Genomic DNA, 24,476 nt, shown 5'->3' with positions numbered 1-24,476 from the left:
CCTCAAGCATTTTTGGCTTTTACTCATATCCATTGTGAGTGTGTGGATGACCTGCATTTGGGCGACCAACACTTGGCTGCGTTGGCGGTCCTATAAATTTATCTCAGAGGAGATAGAGGCAGCCGAAGCAGAAAATCCTGACTATGAGGTGTTTTACACAGAAAACTACCTATCTTCTAAAGAAAAATTTTTGTACAAAGGGTTCTCTCGAACTAAAAAACAGTTTTAGAACGACTATGCTCAAATCCGCTGGCGCTGAGCTTCGTACAGCAGAAGTGCGGCTGCGACGCCTGCGTTGAGAGACTCCACAACAGGAGCCGTCGGAATTTTAACTTGGGTGTCGGCCAATTCAGAGAGCGATGCAGACAGACCAGCTCCCTCATTGCCGATTAGGATTAGCGTTGGCTGCTGGAGATTGCAGTCCCAGTAACTTTGCTCGGCATCTAGGCGAGTGCCCAGCAACTGCATCCCTTGCTGTTGGTAGCGCTGCAAATCGTGTCGCAGATCTTCACAGACGCCAATTTTGATATGAAACCAAGTGCCAGCCGAGGCCCGCAGAACCTTCGGATGTTCTGGATCGACGGTATCAGCGCTCAGTAATATTCCTTCAGCGCCTGCTGCTGCTGCAGTGCGGATCATGGTGCCAAGGTTGCCAGGATCTTGAATCGTTTCTAGGACTAAACCGAGATTTGTGATGTCTGGGGGCGTTGTGGTTTTCGAGGTTGCGATCGCAATCACCCCATCCGGCGTATTCGTTGTTGCCATAGCCCCGAGTACTTCGGTACTCACAAGCTCCGCACGAACCTGAGCCTGAAGCTGCTGCCAAAGCAATGGATATTTCTCTGTCCATATGGAAGTACAGCAAGCCACCTCTAGCGGCCAGTTCACCACCATTGCTTCCTGTAGGAGATGTGTACCTTCTAGCAGAAAAACCCCCTGCTGTTTACGATACTTAGCTCGCTGCAGCTTCCGCATCTGCTTCACCAAAGGATTTTGCAGACTCGTCAGCATAGGGATTTTTTAGAGTAATGCGGAACCCGGGACTTGAACCCGGAAGTCATTGCTGACACTAGAACCTGAATCTAGCGCGTCTACCAATTCCGCCAGTTCCGCTGGCATCGACGATCAGTCGTGAGACTCTATCATTGACCAAAGTGGCGGTATCCGTCAACTCTCCACTCCTGGGCACAATTCACTGCCCCCAGTATGAACCGCCAGCGATGAATATTTGACTGTTGCGTAGTCTGATGTCCGATAAGCTAAATGCGGCCTGATATCCATAAAAATACCGTAGCCCATAATCGTGAAACCTCAGCAGACTCCAGATTTCTTACGCAAATCATCCCTCGCACTTGCGATCGTATGCCTTGTGTTCCTGACACCCTTTGCGATTAATAACTTTATTCAAGGACGCTTGCTGTTGGGAACCGGCTCTCTAGCCCTGATCGCAATTCTTATCTTCAACACCTGGACCATCACGCGTTATAACCGTTACTATGACTCACTAACCTTACTGGGGCTGGTCCCTGCTATTCTGTTCTTCCTAGTTACCTCGCTTCGCAGTCAAGGGATCATTGGTGTTTTGTGGTGCTATCCCGCAGCCGCCTCGTTCTATCTATTGCTCCCGGAACGAAAAGCATGGATCGCAAATGTAGCCCTGCTGATCGTTACCCTCCCTGTTGCTTGGACCGTCATTGAGCAGGTGCTGGCGGTGAGAATGATGGCGACGCTGGTGATGATCAGTATCTTTTTAGTTATTTTTGTGCGCGTGATCAATGAGCAGCAATACAAGCTAAAACTGCAGGCCGCCACCGATCCGCTGACGGGTTTACTGAATCGCACATTGCTTGAAGAAACGCTCGAACAGGCAACGGCACAAAGTCATCGGACGGGGGTTGCCATGACCCTCGCGGCTCTAGATATCGACCACTTCAAATCGATCAACGATACCTTTGGGCATGCAGCTGGGGATCAGGTGTTGCGCCGCATTGGTCAATTGCTCCAAGGACGGGTTCGCCGTGTCGATAAAGTCTTTCGGTTGGGGGGCGAAGAGTTATTGGTGCTGCTCTACGGAACAGGGGGTAAGAATGGTAGCTCTGTCGCGGAAGAATTACGTGAGGCGATCGCAGCGCTTGAGCTTCTGCCTGATCGACCCGTCACAGTCAGTATCGGTCTCGCAACCCTCTATCCTCAAGAGAACTGGAAGTTATGGCTGAAACGCAGTGATGAGAACCTTTATCAGGCTAAGGCAATGGGACGAAATCGAGTGGTGACCTAAAACGTAAAAAGCGCTTCACAAGATCGGTACGGCATCGGATGATGGTGTCACAACGACTCTACGATTGCTTCAGCAGAGCGACGACGTATCATAGATATCTCAAACACTTGCTGAATGCTCAGTTACCTTCATCGTTGTATACAGACATTCTGTTGATGCGATCGCAAGTCCTTCATCTACCCACACGAGATTAACCTCCGTGACCTGATTCTCCTGCAGCGTCACCACCGAAAAATTGCGCTGAGTTCCGATTTCCGTATCCATAATACGAGGGACACAGGCGGCATTTAAATACACCGTTCCGTTTTCTATACATAGTCGAGTCCGCTGTACCTCTTTGGTATGCCTCAGAGAATGGTGCATGTGACCAAACGCCACCAGCGGAACGGACTTACCGCTGGCTTTGACCGCTGCAATCGCCGCCGCTAAATCAGGGTCGCCGTAGTCACCTCCAATCGGTCGCCAGTCCTTACCACAGGTGTCTTCAGGCTCCTTGCCAAGTCCTGTAGGGCCGTTATGGCCGAGGAAGATGAGCGTATCGTGGGCTGCAGCGTTAGCCGCTTCTTGTATACGCTGGGCCGATTCTTCAAAATTATGGACACCGAACCACTCGCCGTAGAAGTCGGTGAACCGCCACTCGGGGCCGCCCCAGCTAAAGGGTCGGCCACCGACAACGCTGACCGTATCGAAGTCTTGGTGACGGTAGCCCGTATCAGCATGATCGAGTAAGGCCATCTGCTGTTTGACCCAGTCTTCTTTGTCGCGATCGTAGGGGCAGCGCTTCCGTCCCCAGGGAGTAGCGGTGTACCAGGCGTCATGGTTGCCAAAGGTGGTGGCGATAGGGAGATCAAGGGTTGAGATCTGGCGTACAACTTCTACGGCTTCGTTGCCGAAGTCACCGACGAAGAGCGCTAGATCCGCGTTTAGGGACTTTAGAGCTAAATGATCTTGAGCATTCCAGTGATTGTGTATATCTCCGATGACGGCGATTCGGGTCGATCGCGGTTGGGGCATGGGTTGCGATCTCGCTTTCACGACTCCGCTAAGGGGCTGGATAGGTATAGAGCAATTTTGCCACAGAATTTTGATGTGAGGGTTGCGATCGAGAGTGATGTCGCTAAGCTGTGTTTGAGCTAAACCCAACAGTTCAAATTTGAGGAAATTGAGGGCATCCTGGAAGAATATCTCAGCCAAAAGGCTGAGACGGACCTGTTGATTCGCCTGACCAGGTATAGCAGTCTCTGGCTGAGTTAGGACAGCCTTTCTTTAGCACAGCCGAGTTTCAGCCATTTTTATGTCCTAAGCAATACGTGTACCGCTATAAAGCTTGATGAACAGCTAATCATTCCTTATTGCAATTTCTTTCTAAATCATGGCATTTGTTGTAACTGATGCGTTCCCCATAATCCACGGCTACCCAATCACAGAGCAACTCCACGAGGGAAGCCAAACGGCGGTTTATCGGGCGGTGTCTGAAGCGCGGCAGTGCCCAGTCGTGCTGAAGATCATGAAATCGTGTTACCCCAGCTTTCGGGAGCTGGTCCAGGTTCGTAATCAATATATCCTGACTCAAAATCTTCAGATCCCTGGCGTTGTCACCCCCCTGAGCCTAGAGTCCTGGGAAAACGGCTATGTTCTGGTGATGGAAGATGATGATGCGATCGCTCTCCATCTCTATCAGCAGCAGCTATCCTGTCAGGCGGTTCTAAAAATCGCACTTCAGTTGGCCGATATTCTCCACGGTTTGTGCCAAAGCCACATTATTCATAAAGATATTAAACCCGCCAATATTCTGATTCACCCTGAAACGCAGCAGGTCAAACTCATTGATTTCAGTATTGCATCGTTGTTGCCGAAGGAGCAGCAAGAGGTTCACAGTCCAGATGACTTAGAAGGAACCCTTGCCTATCTCTCTCCGGAGCAAACCGGACGGATGAATCGAGGCGTTGATTATCGAACCGATTTCTATAGCTTGGGGGTCACGCTCTATGAGCTGCTGACGGGTGAGCGACCGTTTCAGTCTGAAGATGCTATGGAACTGGTTCATTGCCACCTTGCGCATACACCTAAGCCGCCGCAGGTGATCAATGCCCACATTCCACCTCAGCTTTCTCATCTTGTCCTAAAGCTAATGGCGAAGAATGCAGAAGACCGCTATCAGAGTGCGTTGGGACTCAAGCATGATCTAGAAATTTGCCTCGAACAGCTGCAGGATCAGGGTGAAATTGCCGCGTTTGAGCTGGGACAGTGGGATAGTTGCGATCGCTTCTCCATCCCCGAAAAACTCTACGGACGCCAAGCTGAAGTGCAAACCCTGCTGGATGCCTTTGAACGGGTCACTCAGGGACGCTCAGAACTCATGCTCGTGTCGGGCTTCTCCGGCATTGGCAAAACCGCTGTGGTCAATGAAGTTCACAAACCCATCACCCGCCAAAAGGGCTATTTCATCAAAGGGAAGTTTGATCAGTTCAACCGCAATATTCCTTTCTCGGCCTTTGTGCAAGCCTTCCGTGGTCTCATGGGCCAACTATTGGGGGAATCGGATGCAGCATTAGTCCACTGGAAAACCAAAATTCTGGAAGCGGTGGGAGACAGCGGCCAAGTTCTGATTGAGGTCATTCCTGAGCTAGAGCACGTGATTGGTTGTCAGTCTGAGGCCCCCAAACTCTCGGGGACGGCTGCCCAGAACCGCTTTAATTTGCTGTTTGGCCAGTTTATTCAGGTCTTCACCACCCCCGAACACCCCTTAGTCATTTTCTTAGATGACCTGCAGTGGGCTGATTCAGCGTCGCTGAAAATGCTGAAGCTGTTAATGCACCAGTCAGAGGCTGGCTACTTACTGGTGTTAGGGGCTTATCGGGATAACGAAGTTTTCCCCACCCATCCCTTGATGCTGATGCTGGGTGAGATGGAGCGGCTCAATGCACCGCACACGCTGACCTTAAAGCCGCTCAGCCAGTCTGATATTACCCAATGGGTTACTGACACGCTGCTGTGTTCTGCTGAGATGGCGGTGCCACTGTCGCAGTTAATCTATCAAAAAACGAAGGGCAATCCATTTTTTACCGCTCAGTTCTTGCAGGGACTGCATGATGATGCCCATCTCTACTTCGATGCTGATGTTCGAGCTTGGCAGTGTGACCTCACCGAAATCCGTCAGGCTGCACTGACAGACGATGTGGTGGCGTTCATGGTGAGCCGCTTGCGGCAGATGCCAGTCGCAACTCAGGATGTCTTGAAAATTGCAGCCTGTATCGGTAATCGGTTTGAATTGACGACCTTAGCTGTGGTGTGTGAGCAATCACAAGAACAGGTGGCCGCAAATTTATGGCAATCGCTCCAGATGGGACTGGTCATTCCTGAAAGTGAAACCTATAAATTCTTCCAGACGAGTAACAGTGCGATTGCATCGGAAGACATTACCGTTTGCTATCGGTTTCTACATGACCGCGTTCAGCAGGCTGCCTATGCGCTCATTCCCGAGGGTGAAAAACAGGCCATTCATCTCAGGATTGGGCAAAGGCTTCTGCAAGGGCAATCGGCGCAAGGGCAGCCGGATAGCGAGGAACTGTTTGCCATTGTCGGCCAGCTTAATATGGGCTGCGATCTGTTAACCACAACGGCTGAACGCAACCACTTGGCTCAGCTAAATCTACAGGCAGGATGCAAAGCCAAAACCTCAACGGCCTATGCAGCCGCGGCTGATTATTTAGACGTTGCCCAGCAGCTTTTGCCATCAGATAGTTGGACCTGCGACTATCAAAAAACGCTGGATATTTTTGTCGAAACTTTGAAGGTGGAGTATCTAAACACCCACTTCAATCAAGTGGATGCTGTCGCTGAACAGATTCTGCTTCAAACCCAAAGCCTTCTGGATCGGATTAAAGTCTACGAAGTCCAAATTCGAGCTTGGGTGGGCCGGGGTGACCAACACCAAGCACTGGCCACGGGCCTGAATGCTCTTAACCTCCTTAAGGTGCCGCTTCTAAAAAGCAAGCCAGACTCAGTGGCTGACGTGGCTGAACTCATCGATGCCCCTGCCATGCTAGATCCCTATCAGCTGGCGGCAATGAACATTATGGCTCACATGATTACGCCCGCTTGGGCCGTGAGTCCAGATAACTTCAAACAGATTACGTTCACGATGGTGGACTTGTCTTTAAAGCATGGAAACTGCGCAGCCTCTACCTTTGGCTATATCTGGTATGGCACCTTGCTGTGCGAGTCATTCGGAGAAATGGATGAGGGCTATGCCTTTGGTCGGCTGGCAATCTCGTTACTTGAGCAGTTTGAGGCTTGTGAGTTTCGTTCCAAGGTACTGAATCTGTATGCAAGCTGCATTGGCTTTTGGCAAGAACATATCAGGGCGTCTTTTCCTGTCCATCGAGATGGGATTCAGAGCGGATTAGAGACGGGCGACCTAGAGTTTGCCTGCTACAGTGCTGCTGAGTATTCCCACTACTTGCTCTTAGCGGGTTTGCCTCTTGATGAAGTGCGAGGGGAAGCTGAGCAAAAACTTGCCATTATCGAACACCTTAAGCAAACCTTTCATCTCGACTATATTGCGCCTCTATTACAGACCACTCTGAATTTGCTGGGAGACAGTGATGACCCTGCCCTGCTTGTGGGGGCTGTTTATGACGAGACCGAGCATCTCCCGAGACTGATTGAGCAGCAGCAGTTAACGACTGTTTTTGTCATCGCGTTCCAGAAGAGCTTTTTAAACTATTTGTTTGGTCACTTTACCCAGGCTGTTGAAAATGGCAAGGTTGCCCGTGACCATTGTGCAGGAGTGACGGGGACGTTTTTCATTCCCGCAGAGCTGTTTTACTCCTCGCTTGCCCGCATTGCCTGTGCAGAGGGAGGCGAGGCATTCCAGCAATCACCTGAAAGGCAGAATGTCGAGGCGTGTCTGACGAAATTACAACATTGGGCAAAGGCTGCGCCCATGAATTACCAGCATAAGTGCGATTTGCTAGAAGCCGAACTGGCTCGATGCGATCGCAACTTTGCGGTTGCCATAGACCGATACGATCTCGCCATTGCAGGGGCCAGGGAGAGTGAATATCTGCAAGAAGAAGCCCTCGCAAATGAGCTAGCGGCGAAGTTTTACCTCAACTGGGGCAAAGAGAAAGTTGCGGCCAGTTACATGCAAGATGCTTATAACTGCTATGCCCGTTGGGGGGCCAAAGCAAAAATCAAAGATTTAGAGCGTCAGTATCCACGGCTTTTACAGCCCATTTTGCAGCAGGCGACTCAAGCTTTCAGGTCTCTGGGTGCCGCCAGTATTGGCAATATCCATCAGTCCTCTCATTCCCTTTCGACTGCAACCGTGCAGGGCTGCAGTTTCAATACGACGTTCGATATCGCCGCTGTTTTTAAAGGAACCCAGGCCCTTTCCAATCGCTTGCATCTGGAGGACTTACTGGAGCAGTTAACCCAGATCATGTTGCAAAACTCAGGGGCCGATCGCCTGGTTCTGCTGCTGCCCGATCCTGATGGTACCTGGAACGTCAGGGTTACCGCGACGCCTGAGACCACACAACTCCTGTCAGAGGCTTTCGCAGATTTCCCCAACCTTCCGTCTCAGCTCATTCAATATGTCAAACGGACCCAAGAGACGGTAACCATTGATAATCTTGAGACTGATTTACCCATTATTGATGAGTATCTACAGATGCATCAGCCCCGCAGCGTCTTGTGTTTGCCCCTTGTGCATCAAGATCATCTTAGGGGGCTATTGTACCTGCAGAATCAAGCGGCGGTGGGTGTTTTTACTTGCGATCGCATCACTGTTCTCAATGTCCTGTGCTCTCAAGCCGCAATCTCGCTTGCCAATGCTCAGCTTTATCGTCTTGAGCAGGATAGATTAAGGCTCCTCAAAGCATCGGAAAATCGCCTTAGAACCCTCTTTAATCAGGCCTCAGATGCAATTTTTTTACTAGGGAAACAGGGATTCATAGACTGCAATCAGGCAGCCGTTGCTCTTCTTCAGTGCCCCAGTAAAGCCGAGCTGTTGGCACTCCAGCCACACCAGATCTCACCGGAATGGCAACCCGACGGTCAACGTTCTCAAGAGAAGGCCAAACTCTTCTTTCGGGAAGCTTTACAACGGTGTAATCTTCGGTTTGAGTGGGTTCATCAGCGCTGCGATGGAGAAGTCTTTTGGGCAGAAATTACCCTCACTCCTATTCGATATGAGGGAGACATAATCTTCCACTGTATTGTGCGAGATATTAGCGATCGCAAAGCTGCCGTAGACAACCTTCGAGCGAGTGAACAACGCTTTGCAAGCCTGGCAGCTGCTGTTCCAGTGGGAATCTTCCGCACCGATGCTGCCGGAAATTGTACATACGTTAATGATCGCTGGTGTCAGATTGCAGGCGTCACGTTCGCAGATGCCATTGGGCAGGGATGGCGACAAGGATTATACCGAGAGGATCGCGATTTAATTGCCACTGAATGGTCTCAGTCTGCTCAAGAGAATCGCCCCTTTCGGTTAGAGTACCGATTTCAAAAGTCTGATGGCACAGTGACCTGGGTCTACGGGCAGTCCGTCGCTGAGAGAGATGTTGATGGCCAAGTCATTGGCTATGTCGGGACAATCACCGACATTGGCGATCAAAAATGCACTGAAGCTGCGCTACATCTCAGTGAAGCCCGCGCAAGGGCTACCTTCGATCAAGCGGCAGTCGGCTTGCTAGAAGTCGATGTCCAAACTCAACAATGTACCCGAGTGAACGACTTTTTCTGCAACCTGATCGGCTATACCAGAGCTGAGTTGCTGGATATGACGGTTGCTGATCTGACTCATCCTGAAGATGTTCTTGCTTCTAAGACGTTATTGAAGCAGCTATACGCTGGAAATATTGAAGATTTTGCTCTAGAAAAACGCTATTACCGTAAAGATGGAACGTATTTCTGGTCTCAGACAATGGTCTATCTAATCAAGCTACAAAATGGTGAAGCCATTTATAGCGTTGGGCTGATTCAAGATATTAGCGACCAAAAGCGACTAGAGAAAGAGCGTCAGCAAGCTGAATCAGCCCTACAACTGAGTGAGGCCCGTGCTAATGCGGCCTTTGAACAAGCTGCCGTTGGCATTGCTGAGAGCAATCTTCGTGACGGTAAAATTACCCGAACCAATAGCTACTTCTGCAAAATGATGGGCTATACAGCTCAAGAACTTGAATCGATGACGGGTGCTGAGCTGACTCTTCTCGAAGATCAAGAAAAGTCCCGTGAACAGCTTAAGAAGCTGTATTCAGGAGAAATTGATAGCTTTATTGTTGAAAAACGCTACCAACGACAAGATAAAACTAATTTTTGGTCAACTACGACCGTCTCTCTCATCCAAACGCCTGATGAACAGTCCCCCCGGTGTTTGACTGTGGTCCAGGATATTAGCGATCGCAAGCAAGCTGAAAAAGATTTAATATTCACTAAATTTGTCGTGGATAACATCTCTGATGATGTTTTCATCTTCAATATGGAGGGGCAGGTCATTGAGGGGAATCCCTCAGGCTGCAAACATCTCCGATATTCTCATGAGGAACTCTGTTCTCTATCCATCCGTGATATTTGCCCTCAAGCAGGAACGGAGTGGCAAAACATCACACAGGCAATTAAACAGACTCAGAGCCTAAGCCTAGCAATAGAATCAGAACACCGGAGGAAGTCGGGTGGGGTTTTTCCTGTAGACATCGTTACTAACTACCTTGAGTTTGATGGGAATGAATATATTGTTGGGATTGCTAGAGATATTAGCGATCGTAAAGCTGCTGAGGCTACGGTTCAGCTTCAGCTTCAGCAGCAGCAACTGCTGGCGACGATCACCAATGCAATTCGTCAAAACCTCGACACGGACGAGATCTTTCAAACCACGGTCAACGTTGTAGGTGCAGTCTTTCAGGTCAGCCGCTGCGTGATTTATACCTATGTGACAAGACCCCAGCCCTGTCTTCCCGTGATGGCAGACTACGCCCACGACGTTTGCCATCTAAAAGATTTTGTATTCCCAATGGTCGATACTTTTGGCATAAGTCACGGGTCAGAGTCCAACCTCGTCGCACCCTCGCATGTTCCGATCATGATCGGCTCTGAGAGGTGTTCTTCTCCTAGCCCTGGCAACGGTAGTGCAACGAGTCTTCAAGAAGCGATTATATTCGTTGAGAATTCCCCCTACGTCCAGCGAATCTTATCTCAGGATCAGGCTATTTGCACCGTTAATATCGCCTCAGAGCCGCAACTGGTTTCAGTACCGTCAGTCATTGCAGCCACAGAAACCTGTTCTCTAATGTCGATTCGGACCTCCTATCAGGGCCAAGTGAACGGCATGATTTCTCTTCATCAAGCCCACCACTGTCGCCAATGGACTCAAGAGGAGATCAGCCTAATTGAGGCCGTTGCCGCTCAGGTCGGGATTGCTCTAGCCCAAGCACAATTGCTCGAACAAGAGCAACAGCAGCGGCAGGATCTGGAAGCTGCCAAGAATGCTGCCGAAGCCGCTAATACAGCTAAGAGCTTGTTTTTAGCCAACATGAGCCATGAGTTAAGGACGCCTCTCAATGCGATTATGGGGTTCAGTAGCTTAATGCAGCAGGATGCCCAACTGGCCACACTGCAAAGAGAACAGCTAGCCATTATCAATCGAAATGGTTCGCATTTGCTCTCTATGATTAACGACATCCTAGAAATGTCTAAAATTGAAGCGGGCACAATGGCGCTGACATCTAATGCATTCGATCTGTATCAATTTCTAGATGAATTGAAGCAAGTTGTTTTGCTGAAGGCTGAGGGTAAGGGGCTGAAGTTACGATTCACCCACGACCCGAATATTCCTCAATATGTCCAGGTTGACGAAGGCAAGCTGAGGCAGATCCTACTCAATCTTTTAGGGAATGCCCTCAAATTCACCCAGGTTGGACAGGTGAGTTTAGGTGTCGCTCTCCTTTCTCGTTTTGAGGAACCCATCCAGAGCGCTACCGTTGGTTTGCGATTTACGGTTGCCGATACTGGACCAGGCATTGACTCAGAGGAACTTGAACTGTTGTTCCGGCCCTTTTTCCAGTCTGCTGCGAATAAGACTGGCTCAGGCGCTGGGCTCGGATTGGCCATCAGCCGAAAATTTGCCCAATTGATGGGTGGTGATGTCACCATTGATCAGACGCAGAGTGAGGGCAGTACTTTCTATTGCGATGTATTTGTACAGTCCCTAGCCGCCCAGGAGATCAAGCCTACCGCACCTAATCAGCAGGCAAAGGTGACGGGAATTATGGACCCACAATCTACTTATCGCGTTTTGATTGTTGATGACAGCCAAGATAATCGACTGTTTTTATCGCAGATGCTTTCTATTCCGGGCATCGACTTGCGGGAGGCTCAGAATGGTGAACAGGCCATCCAACTCAATACGAACTGGCTCCCGCACCTCATTCTGATGGATGTCAGAATGCCTATTATGGATGGTTTAGAGGCGACGCGTCGCATTCGGATGTCATCGTCACAGCATTGTCCCCATATTATTGCTTTGACTGCGAATGCCTTTGAGCAGGACCGCCATACGGCTCTGGCGGCAGGGTGCGATGATTTTGTTGCCAAGCCTTGCTCACCTGGCGAGATTTTTGAGCGGATGGGCCAGCTACTAAACATAGAATTCATCTATGATTCTGAGCAGCCACTCTACTCCCCTCCTTCCACAGATATATATGTATCTACTGCTGCGAAGCAGACGATTGTAGACAGTCTTGAAGCCATGCCGTCAGAGTGGCAAACACAGTTCAAAGAAGGGATAAGGACCCTCAGTGGAGAGGTTGTTTTAGAGCTATTGGTTGACGTCTCTCCCGAACACCAAGCAATGGTGGATAGGGTTTCTGATCTAGTGAATGAATTTAGATATGATCTTTTGGCAGAAATGCTGGAAATTTCCTAAGAATTGACCCTGTATGGCCTGCATTTTGCCAGATTGGACTTCTTGAAATAGCAGATGATCGAGAAAGATCTAAACAAGGGTGCGTTTTATTGTGCACAAAAAAGCCCCCTGGCGTAACCAGAGGGCCAATGAGAGATTTAAATGGGGCTACACTTTAGCTTCTTCTTTAACGAGCTTGCCCCAGCCCAGGTCTTTCAATGAGTTATTGCGGCGCATCGGACGCGTCACCAGCTCCAAAATGTCGCGGGCATTACCGAATCCGTGCATCTGAGCAAAGGTGAATTCCACTGACCACTTAGTGTTGATGCCACGCGCCTCTAGGGGGTTCGCGTGGGCCATGCCCGTAATTACCAAATCAACGTTGTCCTTGTAAATGCGCTGAATCTGGTTGTAGTTATCGGGCTTCTCCACAATCCTAGGGAGTGGAACATCCATTTCGTGGCAGGTCTGCTCAAGCAGCTTTAGTTCAGCCGCCTGATAGCGCTTGTCCATGTAGGGGATGCCGATCTCAGGGCAGGTCATGCCGCAGCGAATCAAGAAGCGAGCCAGGGAGACCTCAAGCAGGTTGTCACCCATGAAGAAGACCGACTTTCCGCGAATAATTTCGAGATAGTCTTCCATGTTGGCCCAGATTTTGGCTTCGCGCTCTTCTAGGCCTTGGGGTTCAACGCCCAGCACAGAGCAGATCTTCTCGACCCAGGCTCGGGTACCGTCGGGACCGATGGGGAACGGAGAGCCAATCAGCTTGCACTTCTTGCGGCGCATGAGCGTTGTGGCCGTGCGACTCAAGAACGGATTGATGCCGTTGACGTAGTAGCCTTCTGAAATGACCGGCAGCTCTGTGAATCGCTTCGCAGGCAGCCAGCCACTGACTTTAACGCCCTGCTTTTTCAGCTCTAGGGTCAGTTGAGTGACGACCGGATCAGGTAAGGAGCCAAACAGGACCAGCGGCTCATGGTCGTGGTAGGTAGACTCTTCTGCAGCCACTTCTTCTTTTTGCTTGCCGAAGTTGAGAAGCGAGGAGATAGCGTTACGCTCTTTCTTCTCTTCCGGCTCAGTAGCTTTTTCTGCGGTGGGGCAACGATGGGCCATCGCTGCTAGCACCGTGTCTTCACCCTGAGTGAAGGCGTAGTCGAGGCCATTCGCGCGAGCCACCACAATCGGGATATCAATTTCGGCTTCAAGACGAGGTGCTAGACCCTCTAGGTCCATTTTGATGATTTCGGTGGTGCAGGTGCCGATCCAGACGATTACGCTGGGGTTGCGATCGCGTTTTATCTGCACACACAATCGCTTTAGTTCTTCGTAGTCATTGAGCTTCGCTGAAATATCACCTTCCTCCAGCTCTGCCATTGCATAGCGAGGCTCAGCAAAAATCATCACCCCCATTGCATTCTGGAGGAAATAACCACAGGTCTTGGTGCCAATCACCAAGAAGAAACTGTCCTCAATCTTCTGATAAAGCCAAGCCACACAGCTAATCGGACAGAAGGTATGGTAATTGCCAGTTTCGCATTCAAAATCAAGCGCCTGAGGCTTCGTTTCAGCAAGCGTCATAATCTCTATTTCCTTTTCTAAATCAGCAGCAGATAAATAGGCGCACTCAATGCTGTGGTGCTTGAAACGGCACCACAGCGCTAACTTTTTCTAGACCATCATCAGATCGAATTCATCTTCTTCTCTTTTTGGTGCCTCAATCGGATTGAGGTAGAAGTCAGACAGCAAAGCAAATAGCTCACGGTCTGGCGTATCTTCAGGCACAACACCTTCGGGACGAGACACAATTTGATCGGCAATGTTGAGGTAGTAGTCACAAACCGGCAGCAATGCAGGATCGCTTTCAGCCATTTCAAACATGGTCTTGCCTTTGACTCGAGACACTCGAATGTCTTCAATCAGGGGCAAAATCTCAAGCACTGGCATAGGAACGGACTCAATATACTTGTCAATCAAGTCGCGCTTGGAGGTGCGGTTGCCGATTAGGCCAGCTAGACGCAGTGGGTGAGTCCGAGCTTTTTCGCGCACGGAGGCTGCAATCCGGTTGGCCGCGAACAGGGCATCAAAGCCATTGTCGGTAACAATCATGCAGTAGTCAGCGTAGTTAAGCGGGGCCGCGAAGCCACCACAAACCACGTCGCCCAGTACGTCAAAAAGAATCACGTCGTACTCATCAAAGGCATTGAGTTCCTTGAGCAGCTTGACGGTCTCACCGACCACGTAGCCGCCACAGCCAGCGCCTGCAGGAGGGCCGCCCGCTTCGACGCAGTCAACGCCGCCGTAGCCTTTATAGATCACATCTTCAGGCCAGACGTCTTCGTAGTGATAGTCCTTCGCCTGCAGCGTATCGATGATTGTCGGAATCAAGAAGCCTGTCAATGTAAAGGTGCTGTCGTGCTTGGGGTCACACCCAATCTGCAAAACTTTCTTACCGCGTTTTGCCAAAGCGACAGAGATATTGCAACTGGTGGTTGATTTACCAATTCCACCTTTTCCGTAAACTGCAAGTTTCACCTTCGTTCCTCGCTATGCATAGGTCTGGGTTTAAATACTCATCAGCATTCTCGCTGAGAAGAAAGGCATTGAGACTGGCTCGATTACCTGTTCGAATTATTGTGCAATTCATTAGGCTTGAAAAGGGGCTCCGTTGACTAAAATTAATATAGGAGAGATTTATGAAGCGCCTAAATAAAATATTAAATTAAATTTAAGCTTTAATTCAGTTTTGAGCTTGAATAGGCTCTGGAAAATAATCTTAATTACGATATTTATTAAAAATAAGAACAATAGACAAAAAAAATCTAAAGTCACGAGAATAAAGGCTTTTGACTCTTTTATGTCCTGAAAATCTATCGCTGAAGCTTGGGATCTTCCGTCGTTGAGAGTCCTGAGTTACAGCTAGAAAAATTTAGGCTGTAATTGTTGTTCCGTTGGGCTTCAAGCTCTAATCATTGCTGCGTCTCGTGCAGCCTTGCTGTTTAGAATGCGGTTTGTTTTATCCTTCACAGGCTGGCTTACCTATAAGAGATCGTGGCGAGAGTCTGAACATCTTGAGCTTCCGTGGCGAAATGCTAGATCTTTTTTTGTTAAAAATGATTGCTTGTTTGTTTTTTAAGAGTATTTTTACTCATTAGGATTTGTTCCAGGATTAAAGATGATTTGCGAGAGATGGGCGTTTTGTGGCCATCAGTCTCTGGAAGTCAACTCTCTTATTCGTGGGATGCCGCGATACGGAAAATCTGGTAGAAGGGGTCTTCTGGCCCTCTTCCATTAGTGCGGTGATGGTGGCTTAAGATGAAATAAGTAGATATGCCCATGCTGCTGCCGAGAAGTCTTTCCCGGTGCAGAGACCTTGCTGCCAGTGGGTAGCAGATCGTCCCAATCCCGCTTTATCGCGGTACGCGTATTGATTAGGACATAAAAATGGCTGAAACCCATCTGTACTAAGGAGGGGCTGCCCTAACTCAGCCGGGTACTGCTATGTTTTTTGTATTTTCCTGACTGTTGTGAGCAATATGATGCCCCAAACCCTAGATCCGACGGCTGTCTTAGATGTGTTGCGTCCTGTGCAAGATCCAGAGCTGCAAAAGAGCCTGGTGGAGTTGAATATGATCCGCAATGTAGAGGTTAAGGGCGGTCAGGTTCGCTTTACTCTGGTGCTGACAACGCCTGCCTGCCCCCTGCGCGAATTTATTGTTGAAGACTGCAAGACGGCTGTTCGTACTCTGCCTGGTATTGAAGCCGTGGAGGTCGAGGTTACGGCGGAAACGCCTCAGCAGAAAAGTCTCCCCGACCGTACCGGTATTGATGGCGTCAAGAACATCATTGCTGTTTCTAGCGGCAAGGGCGGCGTCGGTAAAAGCACCGTCGCCGTTAATATTGCTGCCGCTTTAGCCCAGTCTGGTGCCGCTGTTGGCGTGATTGATGCCGACATCTATGGCCCCAACGTGCCGACAATGCTGGGGCTAGAGGATGCGGTCGTTGAAGTGCGAAAAGAAGAGGGGCGCGAAGTCTTAGAGCCACCCACAAGCAATGGGATCAAGATGGTCTCGATGGGCTTCTTAATCGATAAAGATCAGCCAGTGGTTTGGCGGGGACCGATGCTGAACGGCATTATTCGCAAGTTCCTCTATGAAGTGGATTGGGGCGACCTCGACTATTTGCTTGTCGATATGCCCCCTGGAACGGGGGATGCCCAGTTGACCTTGGCGCAGGCGGTACCGATGGCAGGAGCTGTGATTGTGACGACGCCCCAAAATGTGGCGCTACAGGATGCGCTCAAGGGGCTGAAGATGTTTGAGCAGCTCAATGTTCCGGTTTTGGGTCTTGTGGAAAACATGAGCTACTTTATTCCGCCTGATTTGCCGGACCGTCAGTACGATATTTTTGGCTCGGGCGGCGGGTCCAAAATGGCTGCAGAACTGGGCGTTGACTTGATTGGGGCGGTGCCTTTAGAAATTCCGGTCCGTCAGGGGGGAGATTCTGGAAAGCCGATTGTTATCTCGGAGCCTGATTCGGCCTCAGCTAAAGCCTTAAAAGAGATTGCGCAGGGCGTTGCTGCACGGGTTTCTGTGGCCGCGCTCACCTAAAGCTGTTAGGTCTTGTATCGTAGACAGTGTTTACTGCAAAGATCGACGAACAACATGCCCCTGCGCACGCGCTCCAATACCAACTGGTTATTGAGGGCATTAAGCCCCTGGAAAGATATTGATCAGCTCCTGCTCATTTTGCCGATGGGCATTATGGCCCTGGGGGCCGTTATGATCCGCAGTACGCAGCAGGAGCCGGAATGGTCTGGCTTCTGGGTGCAGCATCTGACGATCGGTTTTGTCGGGTTGGCGTTGGCGCTGCTGATTAGTCGTCTGAACTATCGCAATCTGCTGACGCTGCACTGGTTAACCTATCTGGCGACGAATGCAGCATTGCTGGCGGTCATTTTTATTGGGACAAGTGCTTTAGGTGCCCAGCGTTGGATTCCGATTGCGGGCTTTAATGTGCAGCCCTCTGAGTTTGCCAAGGTGGGTGTGATTATTACGCTGTCGGCGCTTTTAAGTCAGCGACCGGCAACGAGTTTATTTGCGATCGCACGTACCTTCGCTGTCCTCTTGCTTCCTTGGGGCTTGGTGTTCGTCCAGCCAGATTTAGGAACATCACTGGTGTTTGGAGCCATTGCCTTGGGAATGCTCTATTGGGCTAACGCTAAGCTGGGCTGGATTATCCTGATGATTTCGCCGATCGTCTCTGCCATTGTTTTGAACATGGCGCTACAGGCTCAATTTCATTGGGGGTTCGGGGCCGGATGGTTAGTGGTGGTTATCCTGATTGGCTGGTTTGGATTTCCGAGGCATTTATTGGGGGCACTCGGCGGACTACTGCTCAATCTCGCCGCTGCCGGTCTCGGATCGGTCCTATGGGGATTGTTGCAGGACTACCAAAAGGCTCGCCTGGTTCTGTTCCTCAACCCTGACCAAGATCCTCTAGGCGGAGGCTATCACCTGATTCAGTCTCGCATTGCTATTGGAGCCGGGGGACTTTGGGGAACGGGTCTCAATCAGGGAACGCAAACGAAGCTAGATTTTATCCCTGAGCAGCACACGGACTTTATCTTTTCCGCAGCCGCCGAGGAGCTGGGATTTATCGGTAGTGCCTTGATTCTGCTGGCATTCTGGCTGATCTGCTTTCGCTTGGTGCGGATTGCCCTGCTCACAACCGATGACTTTGGATCGCTGATTGTAATGGGCATCTTCTCGATGGTGATTTTTCAGGTTGTGATTAACATCGGCATGAATATTGGCCTTGCCCCCGTGACCGGCTTGCCGCTGCCGTGGATGAGCTATGGACGCTCGGCTTTGCTGACTAACTTTATTGCGATTGGTCTGGCCGAATCGGTTGCTAGCCATCGACCAAAACGACGATTGGGAATGTCTTAGAAGTCTCAATCCCAAGGATTTAGCAAGGATTATGGTGCTGTGCGACCATAAAGCTGTAGCCCATGCCTAAATTCTGAATCGCTAATCTATTTAAATGACTGCTGCTGCTGATCTAACGCCATCAAAATCGCGCTCGCCTGGGAATGACTGGCGTCTGCTCGGATACCTGATTCCCTATGCCAAGCGGCATCGTCGGAAATTGCTGTGGGTGGCGCTGCTGCTGGTACCGCTCTCTGTAGCTGGGGCCGTACAGCCTATTTTGATTGGTCAAGCGATTTCGTTCATTCGTGATGAACCCAGTACCTTTGCGTGGCTGCGCGATCGCAACCTCACCGAAGGACTCGACCTACTCAGTTTGACGCTGCTGCTAACCGTGACGGTTCAGTTTAGCCTGCAGGGTATTCAGGGCTTCATGGTGCAAAAGGTGGGTCAGCAGATGACCAACGATATTCGTAACGACCTATTTGCCCACGTCCAGTCTTTGGCATCTAGCTTCTTTGAGCGCACACCCGTCGGTAAGCTGATCACTCGTATTACCAATGATGTGGAAGCGCTTGGCGATGTTTTCTCCACGGGGGCTGTTGGGATCATTACCGATATGATCACTATCCTCGTGCTGGTGATTGTGATGTTTCTGCGGCAGTGGAAGTTAGCTCTGGTCTTGGTTTTGCTGTTGGTCCCGATTGCGGGCGTGATTATTTACTTTCAGAATCAGTATCGTGCCGCCAACTACAAATCGCGTGAACAGCTCTCCAATCTCAACGCGAATCTGCAGGAAAATATCACCGGTATTGGGGTCGTGCAGCTCTTTCGCCGGGAGCAGTATAATGCCCGACTCTTTCGGCAGATTAATGAGCGCTACATTACAGCGGTAGATCGAACCATCTTTTTTGATTCTGCAGTCTCGGCCACCCTAGAGTGGACTTCCTTAGTCGGAATTGCAGGCGTCCTGCTCATCGGTGGTCAGGCGGTGTTAGGCGAAAGTTTAGACATCGGTACGCTGACAGAATTTATCCTCTTTGCTCAACGTTTGTTCAATCCACTGCAGCAGTTGGCAGAGAAGTTCACAACGCTACAGGGAGGCTTTACTGCCATTGAGCGGATTACCGATCTAATGCAGGAGCCCATAGAAATCGGCGATCCTCAGTATCCAAAAATGCTGCCATTGGCAGATGGCAAGACGGCGCTGGGAGAAGTCAAGTTCTCCGATGTCTGGCTAGCTTACAAATCAGACGACTATGTACTTAAGGCGCTAGATTTCACGATTAAACCCGGTGAAAAGATTGCAATTGTGGGTCCGACGGGGGCCGGAAAAAGTTCTCTGATTCGTTTGCTTTCCCGCCTTTATGAAGCTACGAAAGGTCAGGTCTTGGTGGATGGCGTTGATGTCCGCGATCTGTCGCAGGCTGAGCTGCGTCAGCATGTGGGAGTGATTTTGCAGGATGGATTTCTGTTTGCAGGGGATGTGAAGGGCAATATCGCCCTGGGTGAAGACTATTCCTTTGAGCAGATTCAAGAAGCGGCGGTCCAGATGAATGTGGCCTCGTTTATTGAGCAGCTTCCAGAGGGCTACGATACGGCGCTACGGGAGCGGGGAACGAACTTATCGGGTGGGCAAAAGCAGCTTTTAGCCTTTGCTAGGGCCGCGATTCGCAATCCTCGAATTTTGGTTTTGGATGAGGCGACTGCGAACCTGGACGTGGGCACTGAAGCGATGATCCAGGAGGCGCTGGATCGGTTGCTGGTAGACCGTACGGCAATCATTATTGCTCACCGGCTCTCGACAATTCGGAACGTGGATCGAATTTTGGTGCTCAATCACGGTCAGCTAGCGGAGTTTGGGACCCACGATGAGCTGATGAGATCGGGGGGACTATATGCCAGTCTCTATCAACTTCAGATGTTGGGGCAGGGGGTGGAGGCGATTTGATTTGCGATCGCAACCACAACCTCCGGTTCAGCCGAAGACATCAGCACCGCCGGAAAGACTGCCGTTCCCCACTCAGGATGTTCGATTAGCCAGCAACCTCCTGTCTCTACAAGCGGGTAACCGAGTGTTGCCTGCACCACCGCAACATCATCAAGGGTCATCTTTCCCGGTTGGGAAAGGAGAGGCTGCCCCGTTCTGGGATCAAACAGTTCAGTACAGTATCCCATCGGCAGCAGGCCGTCAGATATTTGTTGCCCAAAGTGAATAAACTGACGGCGTAGTTTTTGCTTTTGCCCCTCCGTTTCAGGATTGCGCTCTAGTAGAGCCACCTGACTATGTTGCATCACCACTAAGACCGACAGAACCGGCACCAGCCAATCTGGCAAGAGCTGGTCTAGGTGAGACGCAATAAAGGGACTGGGAAAGTGGGCAGAATACTCGATACCCATTGGGGTTGAGCGGCGTATCTTTTTCTCAGCATACGCTTTAACTCAGCCTTTAACATCTCTGTAACCACTTTAGGTTGTAGTTAAGAGCGGAGAAGCTGCAGCCCAAAGTAGGTGGGATCTCCGAGATATCAGTTTCGATCAGCTAGCACTATCGAGTACCGGTGTCTTTGCGGGACTGTTGAAAATCTAATCTGCTCGCCAAGTGCCGTGGAATCCCATGGGAACAACGGATGGCAATCCCAATCGACAAACTGGATCGGAGTTCAGGTGAGCGCTATCGAAAATCCAGACTTCACTTTTGTTGAGATCGCTATCAAAGACCACTGTCAAAATCCAGCCCTGTTTTGGATTCTGTTGATCGGGGGCGTAAATGGGTTCTGTCGCGTAGCGGTGAGCCCCTAAATCAGCTTCTATGAGGTTGCTGGTTTGGTGATCAAAGCGTCCGACTGTGTTGAATAAGTCGGTCCGTGGCGCATTCTGCTGTCGCAGCGATAGATAGGTGTAGCGAGCGGCCTGGCCTACGTCTTGAGGACTGACCATCGGGAACTCACAGTCGCGCTCCAGCACCGGATAGGTTTCCTCAAGTTTGCCTGTCTTAGGATTGACGTAAATTCGCCACAGCTCCGAGGGGGCAGCCGTCTGTGTTTGTCCCGTCGCCACTTCCTGCAAAAATTGATTGGTCTGGAAGTTGGGATAGCGAGCCACATCCACAACGATCAAGCCTTGCTTGTTGAGGTAGCCATTGCCAAAGTGCCATTGGTACCAAGGTTCTGCTTCGCTACGACTAACCACCTCTAGCGTCTGACGATCAATGACCAGAATTTGAGTGCCGAGTTCAGGCTGCCATCGCAGACAGTCGCTGTAGCTTTTAAGGTGGGCTATAAGTGGCAGTGGGTTTAATGAAAGGGGCGAGATGAAAAAGACGAGGTAAGGCCCGGCCATTACGAAGTCATGGATCATGGGCAGGCGATCGAGCGGTACAGCATTCTGCTGCTGAATTTTACCTGTGCGATCGCAACGATACAAAAGCAGCTTGCCCTGCCTGCCGTAGCTGACGCCGAAATTATAGATATCACCGGTTTGTGGGTCGCGCTTGGGATGGGCAGAGTAGGCTTGCTGCGGCTCTAGGCCCTCTAGATTTTCCAGCCCTCGAGTCTCCAGCGTCGTTAGATCGAGAGCATGGGGTTGCCCACCCTCCCACAGAGCCAGTAGTCGATCAGAAAGGGCCAAGACTGAGGTGTTGGCGGCATTCTTGGGGCCGTATTTTAGCCGATTCCACAGAGGGCCGGGGGAGACCATGCCATAGTTACTGTGCAGGAGAGTTCCAGCTTCTGCTTCAGCCTGATAGCCAGACGTTTGCACATAGCGATAAACGCCAGTGGTCTCTGGCTCGGTGAAATGAACGCCGAGAACTGCACCGTCACCGTCAAACCAGTGGCCAACCCGGCGACTGCCCCGCTCCAAGCGTGCAGGACCATTGCGATAAAGAGACCCTCTGAGACCAGAGGGAACAGCACCGGAGAGAACCGAGAGGGCCGTAGGCGCAAACTCTTGAGCGGGCTGAGCGAATGCCCGAAACCAAGAAGGCTGCGTTTGCTGAGGATTAGGTGCGGTCGCAATCATAGTAGCTACCTCTAGATGATCCAAAACGATTAATATGCATTTAATTGCATAAAAAACAGTATATGCAATTTTTTTAATATGTCAATAAGTGAATATGAGCCTTGCTTACGCAATCTTGTCAATATTGGCGGATACCGCCTGCAGCGGCTATGACTTAGCCAAGAAATTCGATGGGTCTGTGGGCTATTTTTGGTCGGCGAGTCATCAGCAAATTTATCGAGAGCTAGCCAAGTTAGAGAGGCAGGACTGGATTGAGGCAAAGCTGATCGCTCAGGAGGGGCGTCCCAACAAGAAGCTGTTCGCGCTGACAAAGCTGGGTCGGCAAGAAATGGTGAATTGGATCGGTCGGCCTAGCAAAATCAGCCGTACGAAGGAGGAGATCTTGGTCAAGCTATTTGCAGGGCATTTGGTGAAGCCCCAAGTTCTGATCACGGAACTGCGGCGATATCAGGGCGAGCACCAGCAGCAGCTTCAGGTTTACCAGGAGATTGAACAGGAGTTTTTCGCGCCTCTGGAGCAGCTCCCCTGGGCCGCGAAGTGTCAGTACCTGACGCTGCAGCAAGGTCTTATCTATGAAAAGGGAATTTTAGACTGGTGTGCAGATGTGATCGCACTTCTTGAGGCTCATCAATCCAGTCATTAGCGTCACGTCTCGCTGTGACCAAGCCCCTGTCCGATTGTGCTGGGGGAGTAGGCTCTCTGTTGTAGGGGATCTGCTTCAGTAAATTAGCTTGCGGAAAGCTGGCTCTTGGTGCAGTTCTTCAAAGTCAGGGTCGTCAATGGCAATTTCGCGGGTGGGTTCAGGGTTGAGCTGTACGGCCTGCTTCAGACTCTCAATGGCTGGAGACACCTGGCCCTGATGGGCATGGCAGCAGGCTTTGTTGTACCAAGCGTGGGCGTCGTTGGGATCTATCTCTACCGATTGCTCATGGGCGGTGATGGCGTCTTCATACTGATCGAGCTGCATCAGGGTGAAGCCCTTTGCGGCGAGCACGGCGGGACTATCGGCCTGAATTTTTAGCGCCTGCTCAAAGCTCTTGAGCGCCCTGGGGAACTGCTGAAGCTGGTTAAACACGAGTCCTCGCCGAAACCAGGCTTGGGCAAACTCGGGCTGCAGGTAAACGGCCTTGTCATAACTTGCGATCGCATCATCTTGCTGTCCGAGCCAGTAGAGCGCCTGTCCCTGCTGGTACCAGATTTCTGCATCCTCTGGTTTCGTTTCTAGCGCCCTTTTATAGCTGTTAATGGCGTCCTCGTAGCGATCGAGTCCTGAAAGCATCAGGCCATAAAAATACCAGTCATCTGGCGAAGGTGTCTTCAGCTTTAGGGCCTGCTCATAGCTTTCGACGGCCTCTTCATCTCGTCCAATTTCATAGAGAGCGATGGCGCGGTTGAGCCAGCAGCTCTCTGGGTTTTTGGGCTGCAGCTCTAGGGCGCGGTCATAGCTTTCGACGGCCTCTTGGTAGCGCTTCAGTTCCCCCAAAATGCAGCCTTTGCCAAACCATAAATCTGCTGTTGTTGGCTTTTTTGAGGCAATGGCCTGGTCATAGGCCGCTAGCTTCGCTTCTAGCGATTGGGTGTCCGAGGCGTCTGTCGATTGAGGACGCGACAACAGTTTACGAAATATCAAGACAATGACCAGAACAACGACAAATAGGAGGCGGCTAGATTGATGAAACAGTGAATAACCCGTGGCCATCAGGTCCGGTGGAACACCTAGCTCTCGACTGATAGTACCCACAAAACCCCAGAAAACCTGCTGCGCGACCGGAACAGTCCACAAAATTACAATCAGTGCCAGGAAGCCATAGCGTCGCCACTGACGTAATGACGGCTGCCATGAGCGGGGTAGCCAAGGCTCTAGAATACCGAAGCCATCTAAAGAGGGGACTGGCAATAGATTAAAACAAAGCGCCACCACCTGTAACGAGGTGAGACAGGCTAAAGCGGTCCAAAACCAGTTTTCAGATGACAGCCCCAGACGAAAGGGATGAGATAACAGCACCGCCACTAAGGCCGTTGCCAGCGGTCCGGCTGCAGATACGGCACTTTGCCACAGACGGCTGCGGAGCAGCCAGGTATTGATATAAACGGCAGCGCCCGGTAATGCTATCCCACCCAGCATCAAGAAAAACAGCGGGTAGATCAGGCTATAGGAAAAATCGCTGTACTTGAGGGGATTAAGGGTTAAATATCCCTTATCCTTAACGGTTTGATCGCCACCCCAGTAAGCCACAACGGCATGGCCGAACTCATGGAGGCAGACAGAAATAATCCAGCCCAAGAGAATAAAGGTTGCGATCGCAAGTCCGCGCCAGCTATCTGAAGATAGAGCCAT

Annotated in this window: 13 protein-coding genes and 1 tRNA gene; 6 read left to right on the top strand and 8 right to left on the bottom strand. The window is 50.6% G+C overall.

Going from position 1 to position 24,476, the window contains the following annotated elements:
* Positions 1-240: 240 nt before the first annotated feature.
* The gene (locus tag C1752_RS16000) at positions 241-1,011 is read right to left on the bottom strand and encodes a TrmH family RNA methyltransferase (RefSeq protein ID WP_110987060.1); all 771 of its coding nucleotides are present in this window, start codon (positions 1,009-1,011) and stop codon (positions 241-243) included.
* Positions 1,012-1,029: 18 nt separating this feature from the next.
* Positions 1,030-1,113, bottom strand: a tRNA-Leu gene (locus tag C1752_RS15995).
* A 190-nt stretch (positions 1,114-1,303) separates the two neighbouring features.
* Here C1752_RS15995 and C1752_RS15990 point away from each other — a divergent pair.
* Positions 1,304-2,278 (top strand): GGDEF domain-containing protein, encoded by a 975-nt coding sequence (locus C1752_RS15990; RefSeq protein ID WP_146242360.1) that lies wholly within the window; start codon positions 1,304-1,306, stop codon positions 2,276-2,278.
* 99 nt (positions 2,279-2,377) lie between these two features.
* Here C1752_RS15990 and C1752_RS15985 read toward each other — a convergent pair whose 3' ends face one another.
* The gene (locus C1752_RS15985; RefSeq protein ID WP_110987151.1) at positions 2,378-3,292 is read right to left on the bottom strand and encodes a TIGR04168 family protein; all 915 of its coding nucleotides are present in this window, start codon (positions 3,290-3,292) and stop codon (positions 2,378-2,380) included.
* 358 nt (positions 3,293-3,650) lie between these two features.
* Here C1752_RS15985 and C1752_RS15980 point away from each other — a divergent pair, with 358 nt between their 5' ends.
* Positions 3,651-12,209: a PAS domain S-box protein gene (locus C1752_RS15980; RefSeq protein ID WP_110987058.1), complete on the top strand. Its 8,559-nt coding sequence runs from the start codon at positions 3,651-3,653 to the stop codon at positions 12,207-12,209.
* 147 nt (positions 12,210-12,356) lie between these two features.
* On the opposite strand, the gene C1752_RS15975 is transcribed toward C1752_RS15980, so the two are convergent.
* Both C1752_RS15975 and bchL read right to left on the bottom strand, forming a co-directional pair.
* Complete coding sequence (locus tag C1752_RS15975) at positions 12,357-13,766, bottom strand: ferredoxin:protochlorophyllide reductase (ATP-dependent) subunit N (RefSeq protein ID WP_110987057.1); 1,410 nt, start codon at positions 13,764-13,766, stop codon at positions 12,357-12,359.
* 90 nt (positions 13,767-13,856) lie between these two features.
* Complete coding sequence (gene bchL, locus C1752_RS15970; RefSeq protein ID WP_110987056.1) at positions 13,857-14,720, bottom strand: ferredoxin:protochlorophyllide reductase (ATP-dependent) iron-sulfur ATP-binding protein; 864 nt, start codon at positions 14,718-14,720, stop codon at positions 13,857-13,859.
* A 1,004-nt stretch (positions 14,721-15,724) separates the two neighbouring features.
* Here bchL and C1752_RS15965 point away from each other — a divergent pair.
* From C1752_RS15965 to C1752_RS15955, 3 genes are all read left to right on the top strand, one after another.
* A complete protein-coding gene (locus C1752_RS15965) occupies positions 15,725-16,795 on the top strand; it encodes an Mrp/NBP35 family ATP-binding protein (RefSeq protein WP_110987055.1) in 1,071 nt (356 codons plus the stop codon).
* 54 nt (positions 16,796-16,849) lie between these two features.
* Positions 16,850-18,136, top strand: a complete 1,287-nt coding sequence (rodA, locus tag C1752_RS15960; protein WP_110987054.1) for a rod shape-determining protein RodA — start codon at positions 16,850-16,852, stop codon at positions 18,134-18,136.
* A gap of 94 nt (positions 18,137-18,230) precedes the next feature.
* The gene (locus C1752_RS15955) at positions 18,231-20,066 is read left to right on the top strand and encodes an ABC transporter ATP-binding protein (RefSeq protein WP_110987053.1); all 1,836 of its coding nucleotides are present in this window, start codon (positions 18,231-18,233) and stop codon (positions 20,064-20,066) included.
* On the opposite strand, the gene C1752_RS15950 is transcribed toward C1752_RS15955, so the two are convergent.
* Positions 20,033-20,515 (bottom strand): methylmalonic aciduria and homocystinuria type D protein, encoded by a 483-nt coding sequence (locus C1752_RS15950; protein ID WP_110987052.1) that lies wholly within the window; start codon positions 20,513-20,515, stop codon positions 20,033-20,035. The two genes, C1752_RS15955 and C1752_RS15950, sit on opposite strands and share 34 nt — an antisense overlap.
* Positions 20,516-20,701: 186 nt before the next feature.
* Complete coding sequence (locus C1752_RS15945; RefSeq protein ID WP_110987051.1) at positions 20,702-22,138, bottom strand: carotenoid oxygenase family protein; 1,437 nt, start codon at positions 22,136-22,138, stop codon at positions 20,702-20,704.
* 94 nt (positions 22,139-22,232) lie between these two features.
* On the opposite strand from C1752_RS15945, the gene C1752_RS15940 reads away from it, so the two are divergent.
* Positions 22,233-22,781, top strand: a complete 549-nt coding sequence (locus C1752_RS15940; RefSeq protein ID WP_110987050.1) for a PadR family transcriptional regulator — start codon at positions 22,233-22,235, stop codon at positions 22,779-22,781.
* 75 nt (positions 22,782-22,856) lie between these two features.
* Here the strand turns inward: C1752_RS15940 and C1752_RS30570 are convergent, their stop codons facing one another.
* Positions 22,857-24,476 (bottom strand): tetratricopeptide repeat protein, encoded by a 1,620-nt coding sequence (locus tag C1752_RS30570; protein ID WP_233501639.1) that lies wholly within the window; start codon positions 24,474-24,476, stop codon positions 22,857-22,859.

This window comes from Acaryochloris thomasi RCC1774 (assembly GCF_003231495.1).
Lineage (GTDB): Bacteria > Cyanobacteriota > Cyanobacteriia > Thermosynechococcales > Thermosynechococcaceae > RCC1774.
Note: the sequence above shows the minus strand (reverse complement) of the source record. Positions and strands in the feature narration are given on the sequence as shown.